Genomic DNA, 18,002 nt, shown 5'->3' on the forward strand with positions numbered 1-18,002 from the left:
CCCTGGAGTGATGTGATGTCAGGCCACGGCATGCCCTTCTTCTTCGCGTTCCCCGACTGCGAGGCCGCGGACGCCGTGGCCCGGCGCCTGTGCGAGGACCGCCCCGGACTCGGGGTGGTCCCGCACGGCTCCGGACGGCCCTGGATCGTCGGCCACTGGCCCGACGGCGCGCCCCTGGTCGCCCGGCACCGCGACACCGCCGTCGCCCTCGTCGGCTCCTTCGCCGCCGACGGCGACGAACTGCGCGAGCGCACCCGCCACGTCCGCATCCCCACCGACCTGGACGCCCTGGCCGGCGCCCTGCCCGGTCAGTTCCACCTGATCGCCGCCGTCGCCGGGCAGCTACGGGTGCAGGGCACGGCGTACGGCACCCGCCGGGTCTTCCACGGCCGCGCCGACGGGACCGTCGTCGCCGCCGACCGGGCAGCCGAGCTCGCCGCGTTGCTCGGCGCGCGACCCGACACGGCGCAGTTGGCGCTGCGCCTGTTCCACCCGGTACCCGCCCCCCTCGACCAGCGCGCCCTGTGGCACGGCGTCGAGGCGGTGCCGCCCGGCTCGTGCCTGGTCGTCCCCGACGGAGGCGCTCCCCGCGAACACCGATGGCACCGGCCACCCGAGCCCCACCTCAAGATCGCCGAGGGCGCCGCAGCGGTGCGGTCGGCCCTGCTCGCCGCGGTGTCCGTACGTACGAACGGTGGCGGCCTGATCAGCGCCGACCTCTCCGGCGGCCTGGACTCGACCTCCATCTGCTTCCTCGCCGCCCGGCAATCCCGGGGGGCGCGGTTGATCGCCTGCACCTCCACCGGCGACGAGAGCGAGAACGAGGACGGCCACTGGGCCCGACTCGCCGCGCGGGAACTGACCGGCACCGAGCACTACGTCCAACCGGAGGACGAACTACCGCTGTTCTACAGCGGCGTGCTCGATCCCCGCGACCGCTGGGACGCGCCCTCACCGTTCGCCGTCAGCCGCCACCGGGCCACCGCCCTGGTCGCCCGGATGGCCGGACGCGGCTCCCGACTGCACCTGACCGGCATCGGCGGCGACCACCTCTTCTTCGGTGGCGCGGGGCACTACCACTCCCTGCTGACCCGCAGGCCCCTGCTCGCACTGTCCCGCCTGCGCGGCTACCGCACCCTCTACGCCTGGCCCCGGCGCGAGGTGCTGCGCGAACTGGCCGACCGCCGCGGCCACCACGCCGCCTTCGCCCGACTCACCGTCCGCACCTCCGGCTCGCTGTCCCTCAGCCGGCCCGGCTTCGGTTGGACGCACCCGCCGGTGGTGGCCCCCTGGTTCACCCCCGACTGCCTCGACATCGCCGAACGCGTCCTGGCCGACGCCGCGGGCTCCGTACGACCGTACGCGCCCGACCGCGCCCGCCACGTCGAGCTCGCGGCCGTGTACGCGGGTACCCAGGACGTGCGGGCCTACGACGACGCCGCGCGGCAGGCGGGCGTACCCGTCGCCCACCCGTTCTTCGACGACCGGGTGGTCGACGCGGCCCTGTCCGTACGGCCCGAGGACCGCGTCACCCCGTGGGCGTACAAACCACTGTTGGCCCGGGCCATGCAAGGCATCGTGCCCGCCCGCAACCTGAGCCGCAGCACCAAGGGCGACGGAACCCCGGACGCCGTGGCGGGCCTGTACCGCCACCGCGAGGAGCTGGCCGCCCTCTGGGAGGACAGCGCGCTCGCCGACGCCGGGCTGGTGGACGCCGCGGCGCTGCGCCGGCTGTGCCTGGCCCCCGGCTCGCCCGAACTCGCCGACAACGCCCTCTACTCCACGCTCGCCTGCGAGTCCTGGCTGCGCACGGCAGGCACGGCAGGCACGGCACGCACGGCATCCACCCGACCCAGTGGGAGAACGGCATGAAACTCCGCAACCGCGAGCACCTCAGCGTCGCCGACACCGAGTACGGAGGAGTGCTCCTGGACGGCCGCAGCGGTGAGTACTGGCAGCTCAACCCGAGCGCCGCGGTGATCGCCCGCACCCTGCTGGACGGGGGCGGTTCCACGGAAGCGGTGCTGCGCCTGACCGAGGCCTTCGAGGTCGACGAGGAACGGGCCGCCGCCGACGTGCACGCGCTCCTCGCGGCCATGCGGGCCGCCGGGGTGGTGCAGGAATGAGCCTGACCACCGCCCTTCCGCGAGACCGCGGCGCCCGACTGCCGCTGCGACGGCGGCTGTGGATCCGGACCCTGGTCGGCGCGGCCCGGCTGCTGGTCCTCCTCGCACCGCACCGCCTGCGGCGGGCGCTCACGTTCCTGAGCCGCGGGGCCGCCCCGGCGACGGCCGCGCAGGCGCTGCGGGCCCGCGGCGCCGTACTGGAGGCCAGCCTCGCCATGAACGGCATGCGCAGTTGCCTGCCGCGCTCCGTCGCGGTCGCGCTGCTCTGCCGCAGCCGGGGCGTCTGGCCGACCTGGTGCGTCGGCGTACGGGCCGCGCCACCGTTCACGGCGCACGCCTGGGTGGAGGCCGAGGGCGGGCTGGTCGGCGAGAAGGGCCGCTACGAGAGCTGGTCCCGACTGATCACGGTCGGCCCCCACCAGGGGCGCCGTTCCCGCCGGGGGCCCGCCGCCTCGTCGGACCGGGACGGCGCCACGTCGGCAGGAAGTTGACAAACCGCTGGTCGGCGCCGGTGTCCGTCGTACTGGCACCTTCATGTCAGTGCTGTTGTCCGGCAACGGGAGCGCGACCGAGGCTGGTCCGAGCGCATATCTGAACGTCACTGGTTCGTCCGTTCGCGAAGGGGATTCCCCATGGGTGCTGTGGGTGCGGGACAATTGCGCGGGGCCGACGCGTCCGTGTCGCCGGGCCTCCCCGCGGCCGGGCTACTGAGCCGACTCGCCCTGGACGAACCCGAGTTCGAGACCCGGATGCGGGAAGCCCTCACCCGGGCCGAGAAGTGGCTCCAGGCCACCGCGCACGACGCCCTCGACCCCCGGGTGGCCGCCCTCACCGGCCACCTCGCCGACGCCGGCGGCAAGCGGCTGCGGCCCCTGCTGGTCCTGCTCGGCGCCGAGTTCGGCGATCCGTGGACCCCCGGGGTGACGCAGGCCGCCGCCATCTCCGAACTCGTCCACATCGCCTCGCTCTACCACGACGACGTCATGGACGGCGCCGCCACTCGCCACGGGGTACCCAGCGCCCACGCCCGCTGGGGCGAGCGCGCCGCCGTCCTCGGCGGGGACTGGCTGCTCGCCCGCGCCGCCCAGCTCGCCGCCGACCTCGGACCCGCCGCCGTGCACCTCAACGCCCGGGCCGCCGGACGGCTCGTCGCCGGCCAGCTCCGAGAACTCGCCGGTCCGGGCCCCGACGAGGACCCGGTCACCCACTACTTCCACGTGGCCGCCGGCAAGACCGCCGCCCTGCTCGCGATGTCGCTCGGCATCGGCGCCACCCAGGCCTGCGCCCCCGCCGCGGCCGTCGCCGCCCTCACCGACTGCGGCGAGCAGCTCGGCATCGCCTTCCAGATAGCCGACGACCTCCTGGACCTGACTTCCCCGGCCGAACTCACCGGCAAGGAACGCGGCAAGGACCTGCTGGCCGGCGTACAGAGCCTGCCGGTGCTGCTGGCCCGCGAGAGCACCGATCCGGCCGATGCCGAACTGCGCGACCTCCTCCACGCCGGCCCCGTCCCGGCCGCCGCCCTCCCGCGCGCCCTGGACCTGTTCGAGCGCTCGCAGGCACCGGCCGAGACCGAGGCCGTGATGCACCGTCGACTGGACCGCGCCCGTACCGCCCTCGCCTCCCTGCCCGCCCTGCCCGCCCGGCGGGCCCTGCTCGCCCTCTGCGACTACGTCGCCCTCCGCACCAGCTGAACCGCAAGGAGCCGCTGCCCATGACCATGGCCGAACGCGTCGCCGAACTCGTCCGCATCCGCCGGGAAGTGCTCGACGGCGTTCCGGCCGCCACCGAGGCGCAGCACGCCAAGGGCAAGCTGACGGCCCGCGAGCGCATCGCGCTGCTCCTCGACGAGGGGTCGTTCCACGAGGTCGAGCAGCTGCGCCGACACCGCGCGACCGGCTTCGGCCTGGAGGACAGACGGCCGCACACCGACGGCGTCATCACCGGCTGGGGCGAGATCGAGGGCCGCACGGTCTTCGTCTACGCGCACGATTTCCGGATCTTCGGCGGGGCGCTGGGCGAGGCCCACGCGACGAAGATCCACAAGATCATGGACATGGCCATCGCGGCCGGCGCCCCGCTGGTCTCCCTCAACGACGGCGCGGGCGCCCGCATCCAGGAGGGCGTCTCGGCGCTGGCCGGGTACGGGGGCATCTTCCAGCGCAACACGCGGGCCTCGGGCGTCATCCCGCAGATCAGCGTGATGCTCGGTCCCTGCGCCGGCGGCGCCGCCTACTCGCCGGCGCTGACGGACTTCGTGTTCATGGTCCGTGAGACCTCGCAGATGTTCATCACCGGTCCGGACGTGGTCCGCGCGGTGACCGGCGAGGAGATCACCCAGAACGGGCTCGGCGGCGCCGACGTGCACGCCGAGACCTCCGGCGTCGCGCACTTCGCGTACGACGACGAGGAGACCTGCATCTCCGAGGTCCGCTACCTCATCACGATGCTGCCCTCCAACAACCGCTCCACCCCGCCCCCCGCGCCCTGCGACGACCCCGTCGACCGGCGCTGCGAGCGCCTGCTCGACCTGGTGCCGCTCGACGGCAGCCGCCCCTACGACATGCGCGAGGTCATCACGGAGATCGTCGACGACGGCGATCACATGGAGGTCCACGAGCGCTGGGCCACCAGCGTCATCACCACCCTCGCGCGGCTGGGCGGCCAGGTCGTCGGCATCGTCGCCAGCCAGCCGCAGTCCCTGGCCGGAGTCCTCGACATCCACTCCTCCGAGAAGGCCGCCCGCTTCGTCCAAATGTGCGACGCCTTCTCGATCCCGCTCGTCACACTGGTCGACGTCCCCGGCTTCCTGCCCGGCGTCGACCAGGAGCACGGCGGCATCATCCGACACGGCGCCAAGCTGTTGTACGCGTACTGCACCGCCACCGTCCCCCGCGTCCAGGTCATCCTGCGCAAGGCGTACGGCGGCGCGTACATCGTCATGGACTCCCGTTCCATCGGCACCGACGTCTCCTTCGCGTGGCCGGCCAACGAGATAGCGGTGATGGGCGCCGAGGGAGCCGCGAACGTCGTCTTCCGCCGCCGGATCGCCGCCGCCGACGACCCGGAGGCCGTACGCGGGCAGCTCGTCAAGGAGTACAGGGCCGAGCTGATGCACCCCTACTACGCCGCCGAACGCGGGCTCGTGGACGACGTCATCGACCCGGCCGACACCCGCTCCGCCCTGATCGGAGCCCTCGGCATGCTCCGCACCAAGCACGCCGTCACCCCCACCCGCAAGCACGGCAACCCCCCGATGTGAGGACGGTTCCATGCCCCTGACCCTGCCCGCGGCACCCCCCGCGGCACCGCCCACGACACCGCCCACCGCGGCCCGGGCGCCGCTGCCCGCCGGACCCGCCACCCCGGTACTGGACGGCCCCTTGGCCCCCGCCCTCTTCAAGGTCATCAACGGCCGCCCCACCCCCGAGGAACTCGCCGCCGTGGCCGCCCTGATCGCCGCCCTGACGGCCGCTCACGACGGCCCCGCCCGGCCGGCGGCCGACCGGGCCGCGCCCTGGCAGCCCTCCGGACTGCTCCCGCCCGCCTCCTGGCAGGCAGGCGGCTGACCTGCGCCGGGGCCGGGCCCTGGCAGCTTGCTGCCGCCCGCGTTGTCCGCCCCTGGCGCGACCTGTACCCCAGAAGAAGGCGGCCCACCGGTCGCCGGGTACGGCTGCGGCCGAGTGAGGAGGGCAGCCGTGCTCCAGCTGGTGTTCCGGATCCTGGGCCCCCTGGACATCAGCGCGGAGGGCCGCCCCGTCGCCCTCCAGGGAGCCCGACAGCGCACCATCATGTCGATGCTGCTGCTCAGACCGGGCCGCGTGGTCTCCGTCGACACCCTCGCCGACGCCGTCTGGCACGGCAACCCGCCCGCCACCGCCCGCAACCAGATCGCCATCTGCGTCTCCGCGCTGCGCAAGACCCTCAAGACGGCCGTCGGCCTCGACGACCTGTTGGTCACCAGCCACCCCGGCTACATGCTCCACACCGGCGAGCACCGCATCGACGCCGTCGAGTTCGAGGAACGGGCCGCCGAGGGCCGGGAGGCGGCCCGCCGAGGCCGCGGCGAAGAGGCCCGCGCCCACTTCGAGGAGGCCCTCGCCATGTGGCGGGGCCCGGCCCTGGCCGGCGTCACCGCCGAACGGGTCGAGGCGGAGGCGGCCCGACTGACCGAACTGCGCCTGGGCGTCCACGAGCAGCTGACCGCGATCCGCCTCGAGCAGGGCGGGCACCGCGAACTGATCGGCGAACTCACCGGCTTCGTCCGCGAACACCCGCTGCGCGAACAGGCGCTCGGCCAGCTGATGCTCGCCCAGTACCGCTCCGGGCGCCGCGCCGAGGCCCTGGAGGCCTACCAGGTCGGCCGCCGGCTGCTCGCCGAGGAACTCGGCATCGACCCCGGCCCCGCCCTGCGGGAACTGCACGACGACATCCTCGCCGACTCGCCCCGGCTGACCCCGGCCGACGGGACCGTCACCCCGGCCGTCGCCGCGGCCGCCGTACCCGCCCACCTGCCGCCCGCGCCCGCCTCCTTCACCGGACGCGCCACCGAACTCGCCTCCCTGGACCGGCTGCTGGAACACCAGGGCGGCCCCTCCCTGCCCGTCGGCTCGATCGTCGGCACCGGCGGCGTGGGCAAGACGGCCCTGGCCGTGCACTGGTCGCACCAGGTCGCGTCCCGCTTCCCCGACGGACAGCTCTTCGCCGACCTGCGCGGCTACGACGAGGAGGCCCCCCGCCGACCGGGCGCCGTCCTGGACCGCTTCCTGCGCGCACTCGGCGTCCCCGGCCCCCAGATCCCCGACGAACAGGCCGAACGGACCGCCCTCTTCCGGAGCGTCCTGGACGGCCGCCGGGTCCTGATCGTGCTGGACAACGCCCGTTCCTTCCAGCAGATCCGCCCCCTGCTGCCGGGCACCTCGGGCTGCTGCGTGCTGGTGACCAGCCGCGACAACATGGGCGGGGCGCTGGCCGGCGACTACGCCTTCGTGCCGCTGCACCTGGCCTCGCTCGGCCAGGACGAGGCCATCACCCTGCTCTCCAAGGTCGCGGGCGACGACCGGTTCACCGCGGACCCGGTGGGAGCCAACCGGCTGAGCGAACTGTGCGACCGGCTGCCCCTCGCCCTGCGCATCGCCGCCGCCCGGCTCGCCGCGAAACCGCACTGGACGGTCCGTACCCTGGTCGCCCGCCTGGAGGACCAGCGCCGCCGGTTGGACGAGCTCAGCCTCGACTCGCGCGGCGTCCGGGCGGGCTTCAGACTGAGCTACCGCGACCTGCCCGCCGACACCGCCCGCATGTTCCGCCTGCTGGGCTCGCTCAACATCACCGAGTTCTCGGCCTGGTCGGGCGCGGCCCTCCTCGACATCGACCCCGTCGACGCCGAGGACCTCATCGAGCACCTCGTCGACGCCCAACTGCTGGAACCCCTCAGTGCGGGCGGCGGCCACGTCCGCTACCGCTTCCAGGACCTGCTGCGCCTGTTCGCCCGCGAATGCGCCGTGGCCGAGGACGGCGAGGCGGAACTGCGCGCCGCCCTGCGCCGGGCCTGCGCGGTGTGGCTGGGCCTGGCGAAGGCGGCGCACCGGCGCATCTACGGCGGCGACTACACCGTCGTACCCGGCACCGCCCCGGTGCGCGAGCTGCCGGACCACCTGGCCGCCGACCTGCTGGAGGACCCGATGGAGTGGCTCGAAGCGGAACGCCTCTCCCTCACCGCGCTGATCCAGCAGGCGGCCCGGGACGACGAGTCGGGCTACGCCTGGGACCTGACGATGTCCAGCGTGACGCTCTTCCAGAGCCGCAACTACCTGGAGGACTGGCGCGAGTCCGCCGAAGCCGCCCTGGACGCCGCCCGCCGCACCGGCGACCGGCTGGGGGAGGCGGCGATGCAGCAGTCGCTGGGCACCCTGGAGATCATCCGGTGGGACCACGACAGCGCGTACGCACGCCTGAACCTGGCCCTCCACCTGTTCGAGGAGTTGGACCAGGCCCAGGGCCGCGCCCTGGTGCTCCGGAACCTGGCGCTGTGCGAACGCCACCGGGGCGACCTGGACGGTGCGGTGGAGCGGGGCCGGCTGTCGCTGGAGATCTTCCGGGAGGTCGGCGACCACTACGCCGAGACCCATGTGCTGGGCATGTTGGCGCAGATCGAGCTGGAGCGCGGCAACGCGCAGGCATCGCTGATGCTGTCCTCGGAGGCCGTGGCCAAGAGCCGCGGGCTGGGCACCGTACGGGCGGAGGCGCACAGCACGGTGCGGCTGGCCGAGGCGCTGCTGCAGAGCAGGGACGGCGTGCGGGCGGAGGAGGCCTGCCGGCGGGCGATGGAACTGGTGCTGGGCAGCGGCGATAGGCGGGGCGAGGCCCATGTGCTGCGCGCCCTGGGCGAGGCCCTGTGGTGCCAGGACCGGCTGGACGAGGCCGAGTCGGTGCTGCGCGGCGCGGTGCGGACCGCGTCGGAGGTCCCGGACACGTTCCTGGAGGCGCGGGCGGCCGGAGTGCTGGGAAGCGTACTGATGCTGCGAGGGGACCGGGCCGGCGCCGCGGGCAGCCTGCGGGCCGCGACGGAGCTGTTCACGGAGGTCGGTTCGCCGGTGTGGCGGGATCGGGTGGAGCGGATCCTGGTGGTGCTCGCGGAAGGCGAACCGGTCGGCTCACCGCAGCTGTTCGCGCTCGTACGACCCTGACGTCGGCGGGGTCCCCGGCCTTGCCGGCCTTCAAGGCGTTCCTGGCCTTCATGGCGTTCATGGCGTTCGCGCGGCAGTCGTGTCGTCTCAGACCCACGGGTCGTCCTGCAGGGTCGTGGCCGGGGCGGAGACCCACGGATCGTCCGAGGGGGCCGCGGCGCCGACCGAGACCCACGGGTCGTCACCGGCCCCGGTCGGGATCGCGGCCGCACCGAGCGCGGCCACCAGGACCGCCGTGGTGGCGGCGACCCGGCCCATCGGGGCGAGAACGGCGGTGGCGGCGGTGCGGCGGGCGGTGCGGGCGATGCGGTTCACGATGGTCTCCTTCGGGTCGGTCTCGGCGCTGCCCTTCGGCATGTCCACCACGTTAGGAAGACGTCGTTTTTCCGCGCTTTCAAAGCGCTTTCGCTTCACTGAAATCGATCCGAGGGTGATGAGAAATCGCAGGTCACTAGCTTTTGGCGGGACGCGGCCCGGACAGTCCGGGCCCGCCCGGCAAACGCGGAGGAGACCATGGACTTCACGCTCCTCGGGCCGGTGTCGGCCGAGCTCGACGGCCGTCCGGTCGCCCTCGACGGCGCCAAGCAGCGCACCGCGCTGGCCGCCCTGCTCCTCGCGAACGGCCGGGTCGTCACGGACGAGCGCCTCACGGCCCTCCTGTGGGGCGAGGAACCGCCCCCCACGAGCACGAGCCAGCTCTACACGTACGTCTCCCGGCTGCGCACCCGGCTCGGGCCGGGCCACGGCCTGGAGCGGCACGGCGCCGGCTACCGCATGGACACCGGCGCCCGCACCGTCGACTGGCACACCTTCCAGCAGCTCGCCGACGCCGGCCGCGCCGACCTCCGCGCGGGCCGGCACGCCGATGCCGAACGCCGCCTCGCCGACGCCCTCGCCCTGTGGCACGGCCCGGCCCTCAGCGACGTCACCGACCACCTCGCCACCGCCGAGGGCCCCGGCATGACCGAGACCCACCTGGCCACCGTGGAACACCACACGGAGGCCGCCCTGGCGCTGGGCGAGCACACCACGCTCGTTCCGGTCCTGACCCGCGAGGTCACCCGCCACCCGCTGCGCGAACGGCTGCGCGCGCAGCTGATGACGGCCCTCGACCGCTGCGGCCGCCGACCCGACGCCCTCGCGGCGTACGAAGCGGGCCGCCGCCTCCTCGCCGAAGAACTCGGCATCGACCCCGGCCCCGAACTGCGCACCCTGCACCAGCAGATCCTCACCGGGACCCTGCCGGGCCCGACGCCCCCGCGACGCGCCACTGCGCTCCCGGCCCCGGCCCCGCCCCGAGACCCGGTCGCGACGACCACGACGACCGTGCCGCCCGCGACTACCGCGGCTACCGCGACTACCGCGACGACCGCGCTGCCTGCCCTGTCCGCGACAGCGGCAGTGGCCGCGCCGACCGCCGTGCCCGCCCTGCCGGTGTCGGCGGCAAGGGCCGTGGCGCCGGCGCCGACCGCCGTGCCCGCGACGGACCCCTTGCCCGCCACGGCCACCGCGCCCGCGACGCCCCCCTACCCGATCCCGGACGGCTGCCCCGCCGCCCCCGGCGACTTCACCGGGCGCGGGACGGAACTGCGCGAGGTGCTCGGCGCGCTGGGCGCGGGCCAGGACGTGGTCGTGACCGGCGCCCCCGGCACCGGCAAGTCCGCCCTCGCCCTGCACGCCGCCGAACGCGTCCGCCGTGACTTCCCCGGGGGCCGGCTCTACGCCGACCTGCGCACCGCCGACGGCACGCCGTGCCCGCCCCGCCAGGCCCTCGGGTGGTTCCTGCGCGCCCTCGGGGTGGACGAACACCGCATCCCCGACGGCGTCGAGGAGCGCACCGCGCTCTACCGCACCCTCCTCGCCGGCCGCCGCGTGCTCGTCGTCCTCGACAACGCCGCCGACGACACCCAGGTATGTCCCCTCCTGCCGGGCGGCGGGGACTCCCGTACCGTCGTCACCGGCATCCGTCCCGGCCTCGCCGGCCTCGCCGGCACCCGCCTGGTCCGGCTGGGACCGATGACCCCCGCCGAGGCGACCCGCTTCCTCGCCCGCATCGTCGGCCCCGAGCGGCTCGCCGCCGACGCGGCATCCGTCGCCCGGGTCGCCGAGTACTGCGACCGCCTCCCGCTCGCCCTGCGCATCGCCGCGGCCCGGCTCGCCGACCGCCCCCACTGGCCCGTGTCCCGGCTCGCCGCCCGGCTCGCGGCCGAGGACGGCCGGTTGGCCGAACTCCGCATCGGCAGCCTCGACCTGGCCACCACGCTGCGCCCGACCCTGGACGGCCTCGACGGCCCCACCGCGGCAGCCCTCGACGCGCTCACCGCCACCGGCCTGCGGGTGCTCACCCCGGCCGACGCCGCCGCCGTCCTCGACCTCCCGCACCACGAGGCCGAGGACGTCCTCGACCGCCTCGCCGACGCCCGCCTCCTCGAACCGGGCCGGCACACCGAGGGCGCCGTCCCCCGCTACCACCTGGCCTCCCTGGTCATGCTCTTCGCCCGGACCCGCGTGCTCGTCCGCTGACACGTCCCTCGCGACGTCCCGAGGCGCCTTCGGCGTCCCGTCCCTTCCCGCGGCGGCCCGGTGGATCCCACCGGGCCGCCGGCGCTGTGTTCCGGCGCCGTCAGCCGCAGCCTCCCGCGTGCCCCTCGTCCAGGCCGTACGTCGCGATCCAGCCGTTCTCCGCGGTGCCCCGCACGGCCAGCTCGTTCAGCGCGTCGACGTAGTCCGCGAGCAGATCGGCCCACGGGGTGGCGCCGTCGCGCAGCAGCAGTTCCTGATCCACCGCCGCGGTGTTCTCGATCTCGGTCAGGATGTCCAAGGGATGCTGGACCTGGGGCAGCTCGAACATTTCCGATTTCCTCCTGTCGGTTCCGGGCCCCGTTCAGGTCCCGCACCAACAGATTGGAATCAGCCCCTATGGGCGATCTCCTTTCCGGCTTGCGCCCCGAATACAGCTGTTCCATGGATGGAATATGGATGGAATGCAGAGCAGCTCCCCACCCTTTTCCCATGGACAAGAGCGCGGAACGGACCGCCCCCGCCCCCCGCACGGACGTGGTGATCGCCGGCGGTACCCTCACCGCCTGGATCGCCGCCGCTCGGCTCGCCTCCGCCTTCCCCGGCACGGTCCGCGTCACCGTCCTGGAAACCCCGTACCGGCCGTCCGGGCAGGTCACAGTGCTGGCGCCGACCGCGCAGCGCACCCTCTTCGACCCGCTCGGCGTCCTGGAGGACGCATGGATGCGGGCCGCCGACGCCTCTTTCTCCGCGGCCGTCAAATACGTGGACTGGTCGGCCCCGCACACGCACGTCTACATTCCGCGGAGCAGCCCGATCCCGGACTGCGAGGGATTTCCGCTCTCCGACGCCTGGGCCCTGCGTCGTACCTCCGGACGGACCGTCGCCCCTTCCGACCACGCCTGTTTCCGCGAGCCCCCGCTCATGGACGCGAAGAAATCACCGCGCTGGCTGGACGGCTGGGCCGCAATTCCCTACGGCTGGCACGCGGACACCACGATGCTGACCCATTTCCTGCGCGCGAGGGCTGTCCGGACCTGCGGGGTCCGGCTCCTGACCGGTGACCTGCTCGGCGCCGACCGCGACACCCGCGGCAGGGTGACGGCCCTGCACACCACGCGCGGCACCCTGAACGCCGACCTCGTCCTGGACTGCACGGGCGAGTCCCGCTCGCTGATCGGCGGTGTGCTTGCCGAACCCTTCACCGACGAGACGGACCTCGTCCCCACCGACAGCAGCGTCACCATGACGGTCCCTCACGACAGCGCCCTGCACGGCGTCGAGCCGTACACCACCGCCACCGCGGTACGCGGCGGCTGGACCTGGCGCCTGCCCCTGCTCGGCCGCCAAGGCGCCGGCGCGGCCTACGCGAGCTGCCGCACCACCCCCGACGAAGCGGCCCGGGACCTCACCGGCGCCCTCGACCCGCGCGGGACGCCCCCGCGACTCACCCACACCCGCCACCGCCCGGGACGGCCCCGGCGCTCCTGGGTGAACAACTGCGTGGCCCTCGGTACGGCCGCCGGCTTCACCGATCCCCTGGCCGAGGACCACGCCGTCACCCTGGACCTGCTGGACCGCCTGATCCGGGACTTCCCCGCCGCCGACACCCCGGAGGCCCCCGCGGCCCGGTTCAACCGGGCGGCCGCGGCGCACCACGAGCGGGCCCTCGACCTCGTGCGGCTGCGGCACCCGGCCCGGCGGACGCCGGTCCTCTCGGACACCGCGCGAGCGGCCCTGGAAACCCACCGCGCCGGCCTCGCACCGGCCCCCGACGAACTGCCGCTGCGCGCCCTGCTGACCGCCTTCAGCCCGCGCACGGCCGCCCCGCCCGCGGCCCTCGCCCGTCATCCCGGCGCCCTGCGCGCCGCCGAGGAGCACTTCAGCCGTATCGAGCGCCACCAGCGCACCCTCCTGGAAACCCTCCCCACGGCCCACGACTACCTCGCCCGATTGCACGCCCCGCCCGCCCACCGCACCGTCGCGTCCGCCGGGCCGGGGGCTCGGGTCGGCGGTCGCAGGTGCTGACCGCACCCGGAGCGGGATGTCACGTCCGCGGTGCCGGGGGCGGGTGGGACGCGCGATACTGGCCCCATGGCGCAGCAGCTCTCCTCTCCCGTCCCCCCGACCAAGGCCGGCGAGGTCCTGCGCACCCGGTACGCCGACCGGCTGCCCGCCTCCCTCGGCGAGCTGACCGGCCCCACCTCCGGCCCGGTCACGCTGCCCCCGCACATCGCCTGGTCGGGGCTGCGCACGTACGATCTGGACCGGCCGCGCCAGCGCATGAGCCTCTACCGCACCGTCCTCGCGGAAGGCCTGCGCGAGGACCTGACCGGCCTCCTCGACCAGCACCTGCTGATCGCGCAGTGGCCCGTCCTGCGCACCCTCATCAGCCGCCACGTCCGGCAGGTCTGGGAGGACGCCTTCCCGCGGCTCGCCCCCCGGGCGACCTTCCCGGCCGCGTGAGCCCCGCCGCGTGAACCTCAGCGCGCTCCACCGCCGGCTCCTCGCCGACGTCATCGCCATCGGCAGCCCGTACCCCCTGGTGATCACCGGCGGCTACGCCGTCCAGGCCCACGGTCTCGTCGACCGCCTCAGCCAGGACCTCGACGTCGCCACCGAGAACCCGGCCCCGATGGACGACATCGCCGCCGACCTGGTCCACGAGCTCACCAAGCGCGGCTGGGGCGTCGACGTCATCGGCGTGGACCCGCTGTCCGCCCGCCTGATGGTCACCGACCTCCGCGGCGGCGGGCGTTGCGAGGTCGACGTCCTGAAGGAGAACCTCTGGTCCGCGCCGCAGGACACCGAGTACGGGCCGGTCCTCGCGCTCGACGACGTCATCGGCACCAAGGTCCGGGCCCTGGCCGACCGGGGAGCGGTGCGCGACCTCATCGACGTCCACGCCGCCCACCGCCACCACCCCTTCGCGGGTCTGGAACGGCTCGGCGCCCGGCACGGCCGCGACGAGTTCCGCCTCGACGACCTGCACGCCCGCCTCGGCGGCGCCGACTGGTACGACGACGAGGAGTTCGCCGCCTACGGCCTCGACGACGACGCCATCGCCACCCTCCGGGCCTGGGCCCGGTCCTGGGCCGACGACATCGCGCCCCGGCTGGCCGCCGCCGAGGACGACGAGCCCTACGCGTAGCGCTTTTTGAGGACCCCTCGGCTTCCCGCCTGCGCCGATAAGAAACAAATAAGATTTGTGCGCATGCTTCGCCGGACGCCGGACAGAAGGAGCCTCGGAGGTAATAACTATGGTTCCCCTGCTGCTTGTTCTTCTGCTCGCTCTGATCCTCTTCGGCGCCGGTTTCGCGGTGAAGATCCTCTGGTGGGTCGCCATCGCCGTACTGGTGCTGTGGCTGGTCGGATTCGTCGCCCGCCCGAAGGGCGGCAGCGGCCGCTGGTACCGCTGGTAGACCGGCGACGTACCCGCCCCACATGTGAAACACCCGGCCCGGGGGAGTGTCGATCGGCATTTCCGGGGCAGGCGAATTTCTGACGGTGTGGCATCCCGGGGTCTTCCCAAAAAGAACTCCGGGAAAGCAATCACCGAAATCAATGAAGGAGTTGTTGGTATGACTGAGAACGTATGGGGTTACCGCGAGACGTCCGGCCACCTGGCCGGTACGGACCTGACCGGCTACAAGGTCGAGGCCACGGACGGCTCCATCGGCAAGGTCGACAAGCACTCCGACGAGGTCGGGTCCGCGTACCTGGTCGTCGACACCGGCCCGTGGATCTTCGGCAAGGAAGTGCTCCTTCCCGCCGGTACGGTCCAGCGCGTCGACGCCGACGAGCAGAAGGTCTACGTCGACCGGACCAAGGATCAGATCAAGGCCGCTCCGGAGTTCGACAAGGACAAGCACCTCGGCAACGAGGACTACCACCGCCAGGTCGGCGGCCACTACGGCGGCCCGAACCGCATCTGACGACGCGCGGCCCGAGCGCCGGGGCCGGGGCGGCAACCACACACGGTTGCCGCCCCGGCCCTCTGCCGTACCCCGGCCCGCGAGCTTCGTCCGCCCCGGAGCCCCGCGCCGATCGAACCCCGTCCCGCCCCGCCGCGCTCGCCCGGTCCCCGCGCGGCACACCGCGTACGAACGCCGTCGCAGCCGGGGTGCGCCGCACCCGGGCAAGCGGCGGCCTGGTTGTCGCGGGGCGACGGACCGAGGCTGGGGTCACCCACCACTCCGCAGGGGCGGCGTAGGCGTACCGCACGACCGCACGAACGCACGGGCCCTCCTCCCTCCGCCCCGCGCACGTACGACGGAACGGACGGACCTCCCGTGACTCCCCCCGACACCACCAGTCCCGCCGTACTCGAACAGCTCCGGCTCCCACGCCCGGCCGCCGGCCGCGAGCGGCGCCGCATCCTGTTCACCGGCGCGACGATCGTCACCATGGATCCCGACCTCGGTGTCCTGCACGGCGCGGACCTGCTCGTCGAGGGCGAGTCCATCGCCGCGATCGGCCCCGACCTGAGCCGGGACGGCGCCGTGGTCGTCGACGCCACCGCGACCGTCCTCACCCCCGGCTTCGTCGACACGCACCGCCACGCCTGGCAGACCCAGCTGCGCCGGACCATGCCGGACGTCGACGACCTCGGCACCTACGTGATGTCCACCCTCGCCGGCCACGCCACCGTCTACCGGCCGCACGACATGTACGTCGGCACCAAACTGGCGGCGCTCACGGCGATCGACAGCGGCATCACCTGCATGCTCGACTTCTCCCACAACGCGCGCACCCCCGAGCACTCCGACGCCGCCGTCCAAGCCCTCGTCGACACCGGCATCCGAGGCGTGCACGCCTCCATGGGCCCGCACTTCGGTGACTGGGACCGGCAGTGGCCCGGCGACCTGACCCGCCTCAAGGAACGGTACTTCGGCCACGAGGACCAACTGCTGACGCTGCGGCTGGCAGCCCTCGCCACCGACGCGATAGCCGGTCCCGCCCTCGCCCACGGCCCCGAACTCGCCCGCACGGCCGCCGAACTGGGGATCGGCGTGAGCGTCGACGCCGTCTTCGGGGCCGCCTCCTCCGAAGCCGTCCTCAGGTGGGCGAAGGAGGGCGTCCTCGGCCCCGACCTCACCCTCATCCACGCCACCGGCCTGACCCCGGCGGCATGGCGGGCGATCGGGGACAGCGGTACGACCATCGCCCTCGCCCCGACCTCGGACGCCCAGATCGGACTGGAGACCGCGATCCCCGCGATCGACGAGGCCCTGTCCGCCGGGGTGCGCCCGGGCCTCAGCATCGACGTCGAAGTGGCCCTGGCCGGCGACATGTTCACCCAGATGCGGGCCCTGCACACCATCCAGCGGATGCGTGCGGTCAACGCCGTCCACGGCACCGACCGCCGGCCGACCCGCATCACCACCCATGACGTCCTGGACTTCGCCACCCTCCAGGGCGCCCGCACCAACGGCCTCGCGCACGTCACCGGCTCGCTCACCCCGGGCAAGAAGGCCGACCTGCTCGTCATCCGCGCCGAGGACCTCAACAACATGCCGCTCAACGACCCGATCGGCACCGTCGTCCTGGGCTCCGACGCCCGCAACATCAGCGCCGTCCTCATCAACGGCGCGGTCCGCAAATGGAACGGCCACGTCCTCGACGTCGACCTGCCCGCCCTGCGCGACGAGGTCCACGCCTCGCGGGAGTACGTACTCACCACCCCCGTGGCGGCCTGACCGTCACCGACTGCGCGGGCACTCCCGTCCCCGCTTCACGCGCCGGCTCGGCCCTCCGTGGCGGACTCCTGGTGACGCGTGGCGTGCAGGCTCCCGAGCAGGGCGAGGCCCGGGCGTCGGGGCTGCCCGGTTGGGCCTGGTAGACCACCAGTTGCTGACCCGACGCGCCGCGCACGTCGAAGGTCTGGAAGGTGAGCGAGAGCCGCCCGACGTCGGGGTGGAGCAACTCCTTGCCGTCACGGGTCTTGCCGTGCACGGCGTGCGCGGACCACAGTGCGGCGAACTCCGCGCTCTCCTCGACCAGCGAGCCGACGAGATCGCGCAGGTGCCGATAGTGCGGGTCGAGGCCCGTGGCGTGGCGCAACGCCGCGACGACCGCCTCGGCAGCCCGCTCCCACCGGACGAAGAAGCCCCGGGCGGCCGGGTCGAGGAAGGTCATCCGCGCCAGGTTGTCCGGCCGAGCGAACGGTGAGAACAGCGCGTCGGCCAACGCGTTCGATGCTAGGAGGTCGGTCGCCGGGTTCAGCACGAACGCCGCGGCGTTCGACTGCCCGTCCAGCAACTGCCGCAGCGCGGCACCGACGGTTTCCCTCGGGAAGGGCCGCCCGCCTTCCGGCGCGGTGCCCGCCAGTCGGAACAGGTGCTCCCGCGCCTCGTCGTCCAGCCGCAGGGCGCTGCTGATGGCTTCGAGGATCTGCGGGGAGGGCCCGCGTTCGCGGCCCTGTTCGAGACGGGCGTAGTAGTCGCTGTTCATCCCGGCCAGGACGGCGACCTCCTCCCGCCGCAGCCCCGCCACCCGGCGGGCACCGTAGGAGGCCAGCCCGACGTCGCCGGGACGCAGCCGGGCACGGCGGGCGCGCAGGAAATCTCCGAGATCGTTGCTGGTCACCCCGTCAGGCTAAGCGGCCGCCGCCGGCGTTGCCCGGGTGCACCACACCCGGACACGGCCGGCCCCGAAGCAGCGGCATCCG

General features: G+C 73.8%; 16 protein-coding genes and 1 pseudogene. 14 read left to right on the plus strand and 3 right to left on the minus strand.

The annotated features are described in order from the left end of the window. Positions 1 to 15 precede the first annotated feature (15 nt). From AB0D46_RS28345 to AB0D46_RS28375, 7 genes are all read left to right on the plus strand, one after another. Positions 16 to 1,872 carry an asparagine synthase-related protein gene (locus tag AB0D46_RS28345; protein WP_362881556.1) on the plus strand — a complete coding sequence of 619 codons (1,857 nt, stop codon included), beginning with the start codon at positions 16 to 18 and terminating at the stop codon, positions 1,870 to 1,872. Next, positions 1,869 to 2,126, plus strand: a complete 258-nt coding sequence (locus AB0D46_RS28350) for a lasso peptide biosynthesis PqqD family chaperone (RefSeq protein ID WP_362881558.1) — start codon at positions 1,869 to 1,871, stop codon at positions 2,124 to 2,126. The genes AB0D46_RS28345 and AB0D46_RS28350 overlap by 4 nt, the downstream gene beginning before the upstream one ends. After that, complete coding sequence (locus tag AB0D46_RS28355; protein WP_362881560.1) at positions 2,123 to 2,617, plus strand: lasso peptide biosynthesis B2 protein; 495 nt, start codon at positions 2,123 to 2,125, stop codon at positions 2,615 to 2,617. Before AB0D46_RS28350 ends, AB0D46_RS28355 begins: the two co-directional genes overlap by 4 nt. 141 nt (positions 2,618 to 2,758) lie before the next feature. Further along, a complete protein-coding gene (locus AB0D46_RS28360; protein WP_362881562.1) occupies positions 2,759 to 3,820 on the plus strand; it encodes a polyprenyl synthetase family protein in 1,062 nt (353 codons plus the stop codon). Between the two features lie 20 nt (positions 3,821 to 3,840). Next, complete coding sequence (locus AB0D46_RS28365) at positions 3,841 to 5,388, plus strand: acyl-CoA carboxylase subunit beta (protein WP_362881563.1); 1,548 nt, start codon at positions 3,841 to 3,843, stop codon at positions 5,386 to 5,388. A gap of 10 nt (positions 5,389 to 5,398) precedes the next feature. After that, positions 5,399 to 5,695, plus strand: coding sequence for an acyl-CoA carboxylase epsilon subunit (locus AB0D46_RS28370; protein WP_362881565.1), 297 nt, complete (start codon positions 5,399 to 5,401; stop codon positions 5,693 to 5,695). 129 nt (positions 5,696 to 5,824) lie between these two features. Continuing rightward, positions 5,825 to 8,812 carry a BTAD domain-containing putative transcriptional regulator gene (locus AB0D46_RS28375; protein ID WP_362881567.1) on the plus strand — a complete coding sequence of 996 codons (2,988 nt, stop codon included), beginning with the start codon at positions 5,825 to 5,827 and terminating at the stop codon, positions 8,810 to 8,812. 87 nt (positions 8,813 to 8,899) lie between these two features. On the opposite strand, the gene AB0D46_RS28380 is transcribed toward AB0D46_RS28375, so the two are convergent. Beyond that, positions 8,900 to 9,169, minus strand: a complete 270-nt coding sequence (locus tag AB0D46_RS28380) for a hypothetical protein (RefSeq protein ID WP_362881569.1) — start codon at positions 9,167 to 9,169, stop codon at positions 8,900 to 8,902. Positions 9,170 to 9,325: 156 nt separating this feature from the next. Between AB0D46_RS28380 and AB0D46_RS28385 the strand changes: the two genes are divergently transcribed. Next, positions 9,326 to 11,335 (plus strand): transcriptional regulator, encoded by a 2,010-nt coding sequence (locus AB0D46_RS28385; RefSeq protein ID WP_362881571.1) that lies wholly within the window; start codon positions 9,326 to 9,328, stop codon positions 11,333 to 11,335. A gap of 100 nt (positions 11,336 to 11,435) precedes the next feature. On the opposite strand, the gene AB0D46_RS28390 is transcribed toward AB0D46_RS28385, so the two are convergent. Then, positions 11,436 to 11,663: a DUF6269 family protein gene (locus AB0D46_RS28390; protein ID WP_362881572.1), complete on the minus strand. Its 228-nt coding sequence runs from the start codon at positions 11,661 to 11,663 to the stop codon at positions 11,436 to 11,438. Between the two features lie 161 nt (positions 11,664 to 11,824). Between AB0D46_RS28390 and AB0D46_RS28395 the strand changes: the two genes are divergently transcribed. From AB0D46_RS28395 to AB0D46_RS28420, 6 genes are all read left to right on the plus strand, one after another. Next, a complete protein-coding gene (locus tag AB0D46_RS28395; protein WP_362881574.1) occupies positions 11,825 to 13,360 on the plus strand; it encodes a tryptophan 7-halogenase in 1,536 nt (511 codons plus the stop codon). 66 nt (positions 13,361 to 13,426) lie between these two features. After that, positions 13,427 to 13,798: a hypothetical protein gene (locus AB0D46_RS28400; protein ID WP_362881576.1), complete on the plus strand. Its 372-nt coding sequence runs from the start codon at positions 13,427 to 13,429 to the stop codon at positions 13,796 to 13,798. 10 nt (positions 13,799 to 13,808) lie between these two features. Then, entirely contained in the window at positions 13,809 to 14,483 is a 675-nt protein-coding gene (locus AB0D46_RS28405) for a nucleotidyl transferase AbiEii/AbiGii toxin family protein (RefSeq protein ID WP_362881578.1), read from the plus strand. A gap of 109 nt (positions 14,484 to 14,592) precedes the next feature. Continuing rightward, positions 14,593 to 14,754: a hypothetical protein gene (locus AB0D46_RS28410; protein WP_053676175.1), complete on the plus strand. Its 162-nt coding sequence runs from the start codon at positions 14,593 to 14,595 to the stop codon at positions 14,752 to 14,754. 159 nt (positions 14,755 to 14,913) lie between these two features. Continuing rightward, positions 14,914 to 15,267, plus strand: coding sequence for a PRC-barrel domain-containing protein (locus tag AB0D46_RS28415; protein WP_362881579.1), 354 nt, complete (start codon positions 14,914 to 14,916; stop codon positions 15,265 to 15,267). A gap of 357 nt (positions 15,268 to 15,624) precedes the next feature. Further along, positions 15,625 to 17,031, plus strand: coding sequence for an amidohydrolase family protein (locus AB0D46_RS28420; protein WP_362881581.1), 1,407 nt, complete (start codon positions 15,625 to 15,627; stop codon positions 17,029 to 17,031). 35 nt (positions 17,032 to 17,066) lie between these two features. Here AB0D46_RS28420 and AB0D46_RS28425 read toward each other — a convergent pair. Further along, a pseudogene (locus AB0D46_RS28425) lies at positions 17,067 to 17,920 on the minus strand (helix-turn-helix transcriptional regulator). Positions 17,921 to 18,002 lie beyond the last annotated feature (82 nt).

This window comes from Streptomyces sp. NPDC048383, assembly GCF_040651775.1.
Lineage (GTDB): Bacteria > Actinomycetota > Actinomycetes > Streptomycetales > Streptomycetaceae > Streptomyces.

Coding starts and splice junctions, on each gene's coding strand:
- AB0D46_RS28350 (WP_362881558.1), top strand. CDS start 1,869: ATGAAACTCCGCAACCGCGAGCACCTCAGCGTCGCCGACACCGAGTAC.
- AB0D46_RS28395 (WP_362881574.1), top strand. CDS start 11,825: ATGGACAAGAGCGCGGAACGGACCGCCCCCGCCCCCCGCACGGACGTG.
- AB0D46_RS28380 (WP_362881569.1), bottom strand. CDS start 9,169: ATGCCGAAGGGCAGCGCCGAGACCGACCCGAAGGAGACCATCGTGAAC.
- AB0D46_RS28390 (WP_362881572.1), bottom strand. CDS start 11,663: ATGTTCGAGCTGCCCCAGGTCCAGCATCCCTTGGACATCCTGACCGAG.
- AB0D46_RS28365 (WP_362881563.1), top strand. CDS start 3,841: ATGACCATGGCCGAACGCGTCGCCGAACTCGTCCGCATCCGCCGGGAA.
- AB0D46_RS28370 (WP_362881565.1), top strand. CDS start 5,399: ATGCCCCTGACCCTGCCCGCGGCACCCCCCGCGGCACCGCCCACGACA.
- AB0D46_RS28415 (WP_362881579.1), top strand. CDS start 14,914: ATGACTGAGAACGTATGGGGTTACCGCGAGACGTCCGGCCACCTGGCC.
- AB0D46_RS28400 (WP_362881576.1), top strand. CDS start 13,427: ATGGCGCAGCAGCTCTCCTCTCCCGTCCCCCCGACCAAGGCCGGCGAG.
- AB0D46_RS28345 (WP_362881556.1), top strand. CDS start 16: ATGTCAGGCCACGGCATGCCCTTCTTCTTCGCGTTCCCCGACTGCGAG.
- AB0D46_RS28360 (WP_362881562.1), top strand. CDS start 2,759: ATGGGTGCTGTGGGTGCGGGACAATTGCGCGGGGCCGACGCGTCCGTG.
- AB0D46_RS28410 (WP_053676175.1), top strand. CDS start 14,593: ATGGTTCCCCTGCTGCTTGTTCTTCTGCTCGCTCTGATCCTCTTCGGC.
- AB0D46_RS28385 (WP_362881571.1), top strand. CDS start 9,326: ATGGACTTCACGCTCCTCGGGCCGGTGTCGGCCGAGCTCGACGGCCGT.
- AB0D46_RS28355 (WP_362881560.1), top strand. CDS start 2,123: ATGAGCCTGACCACCGCCCTTCCGCGAGACCGCGGCGCCCGACTGCCG.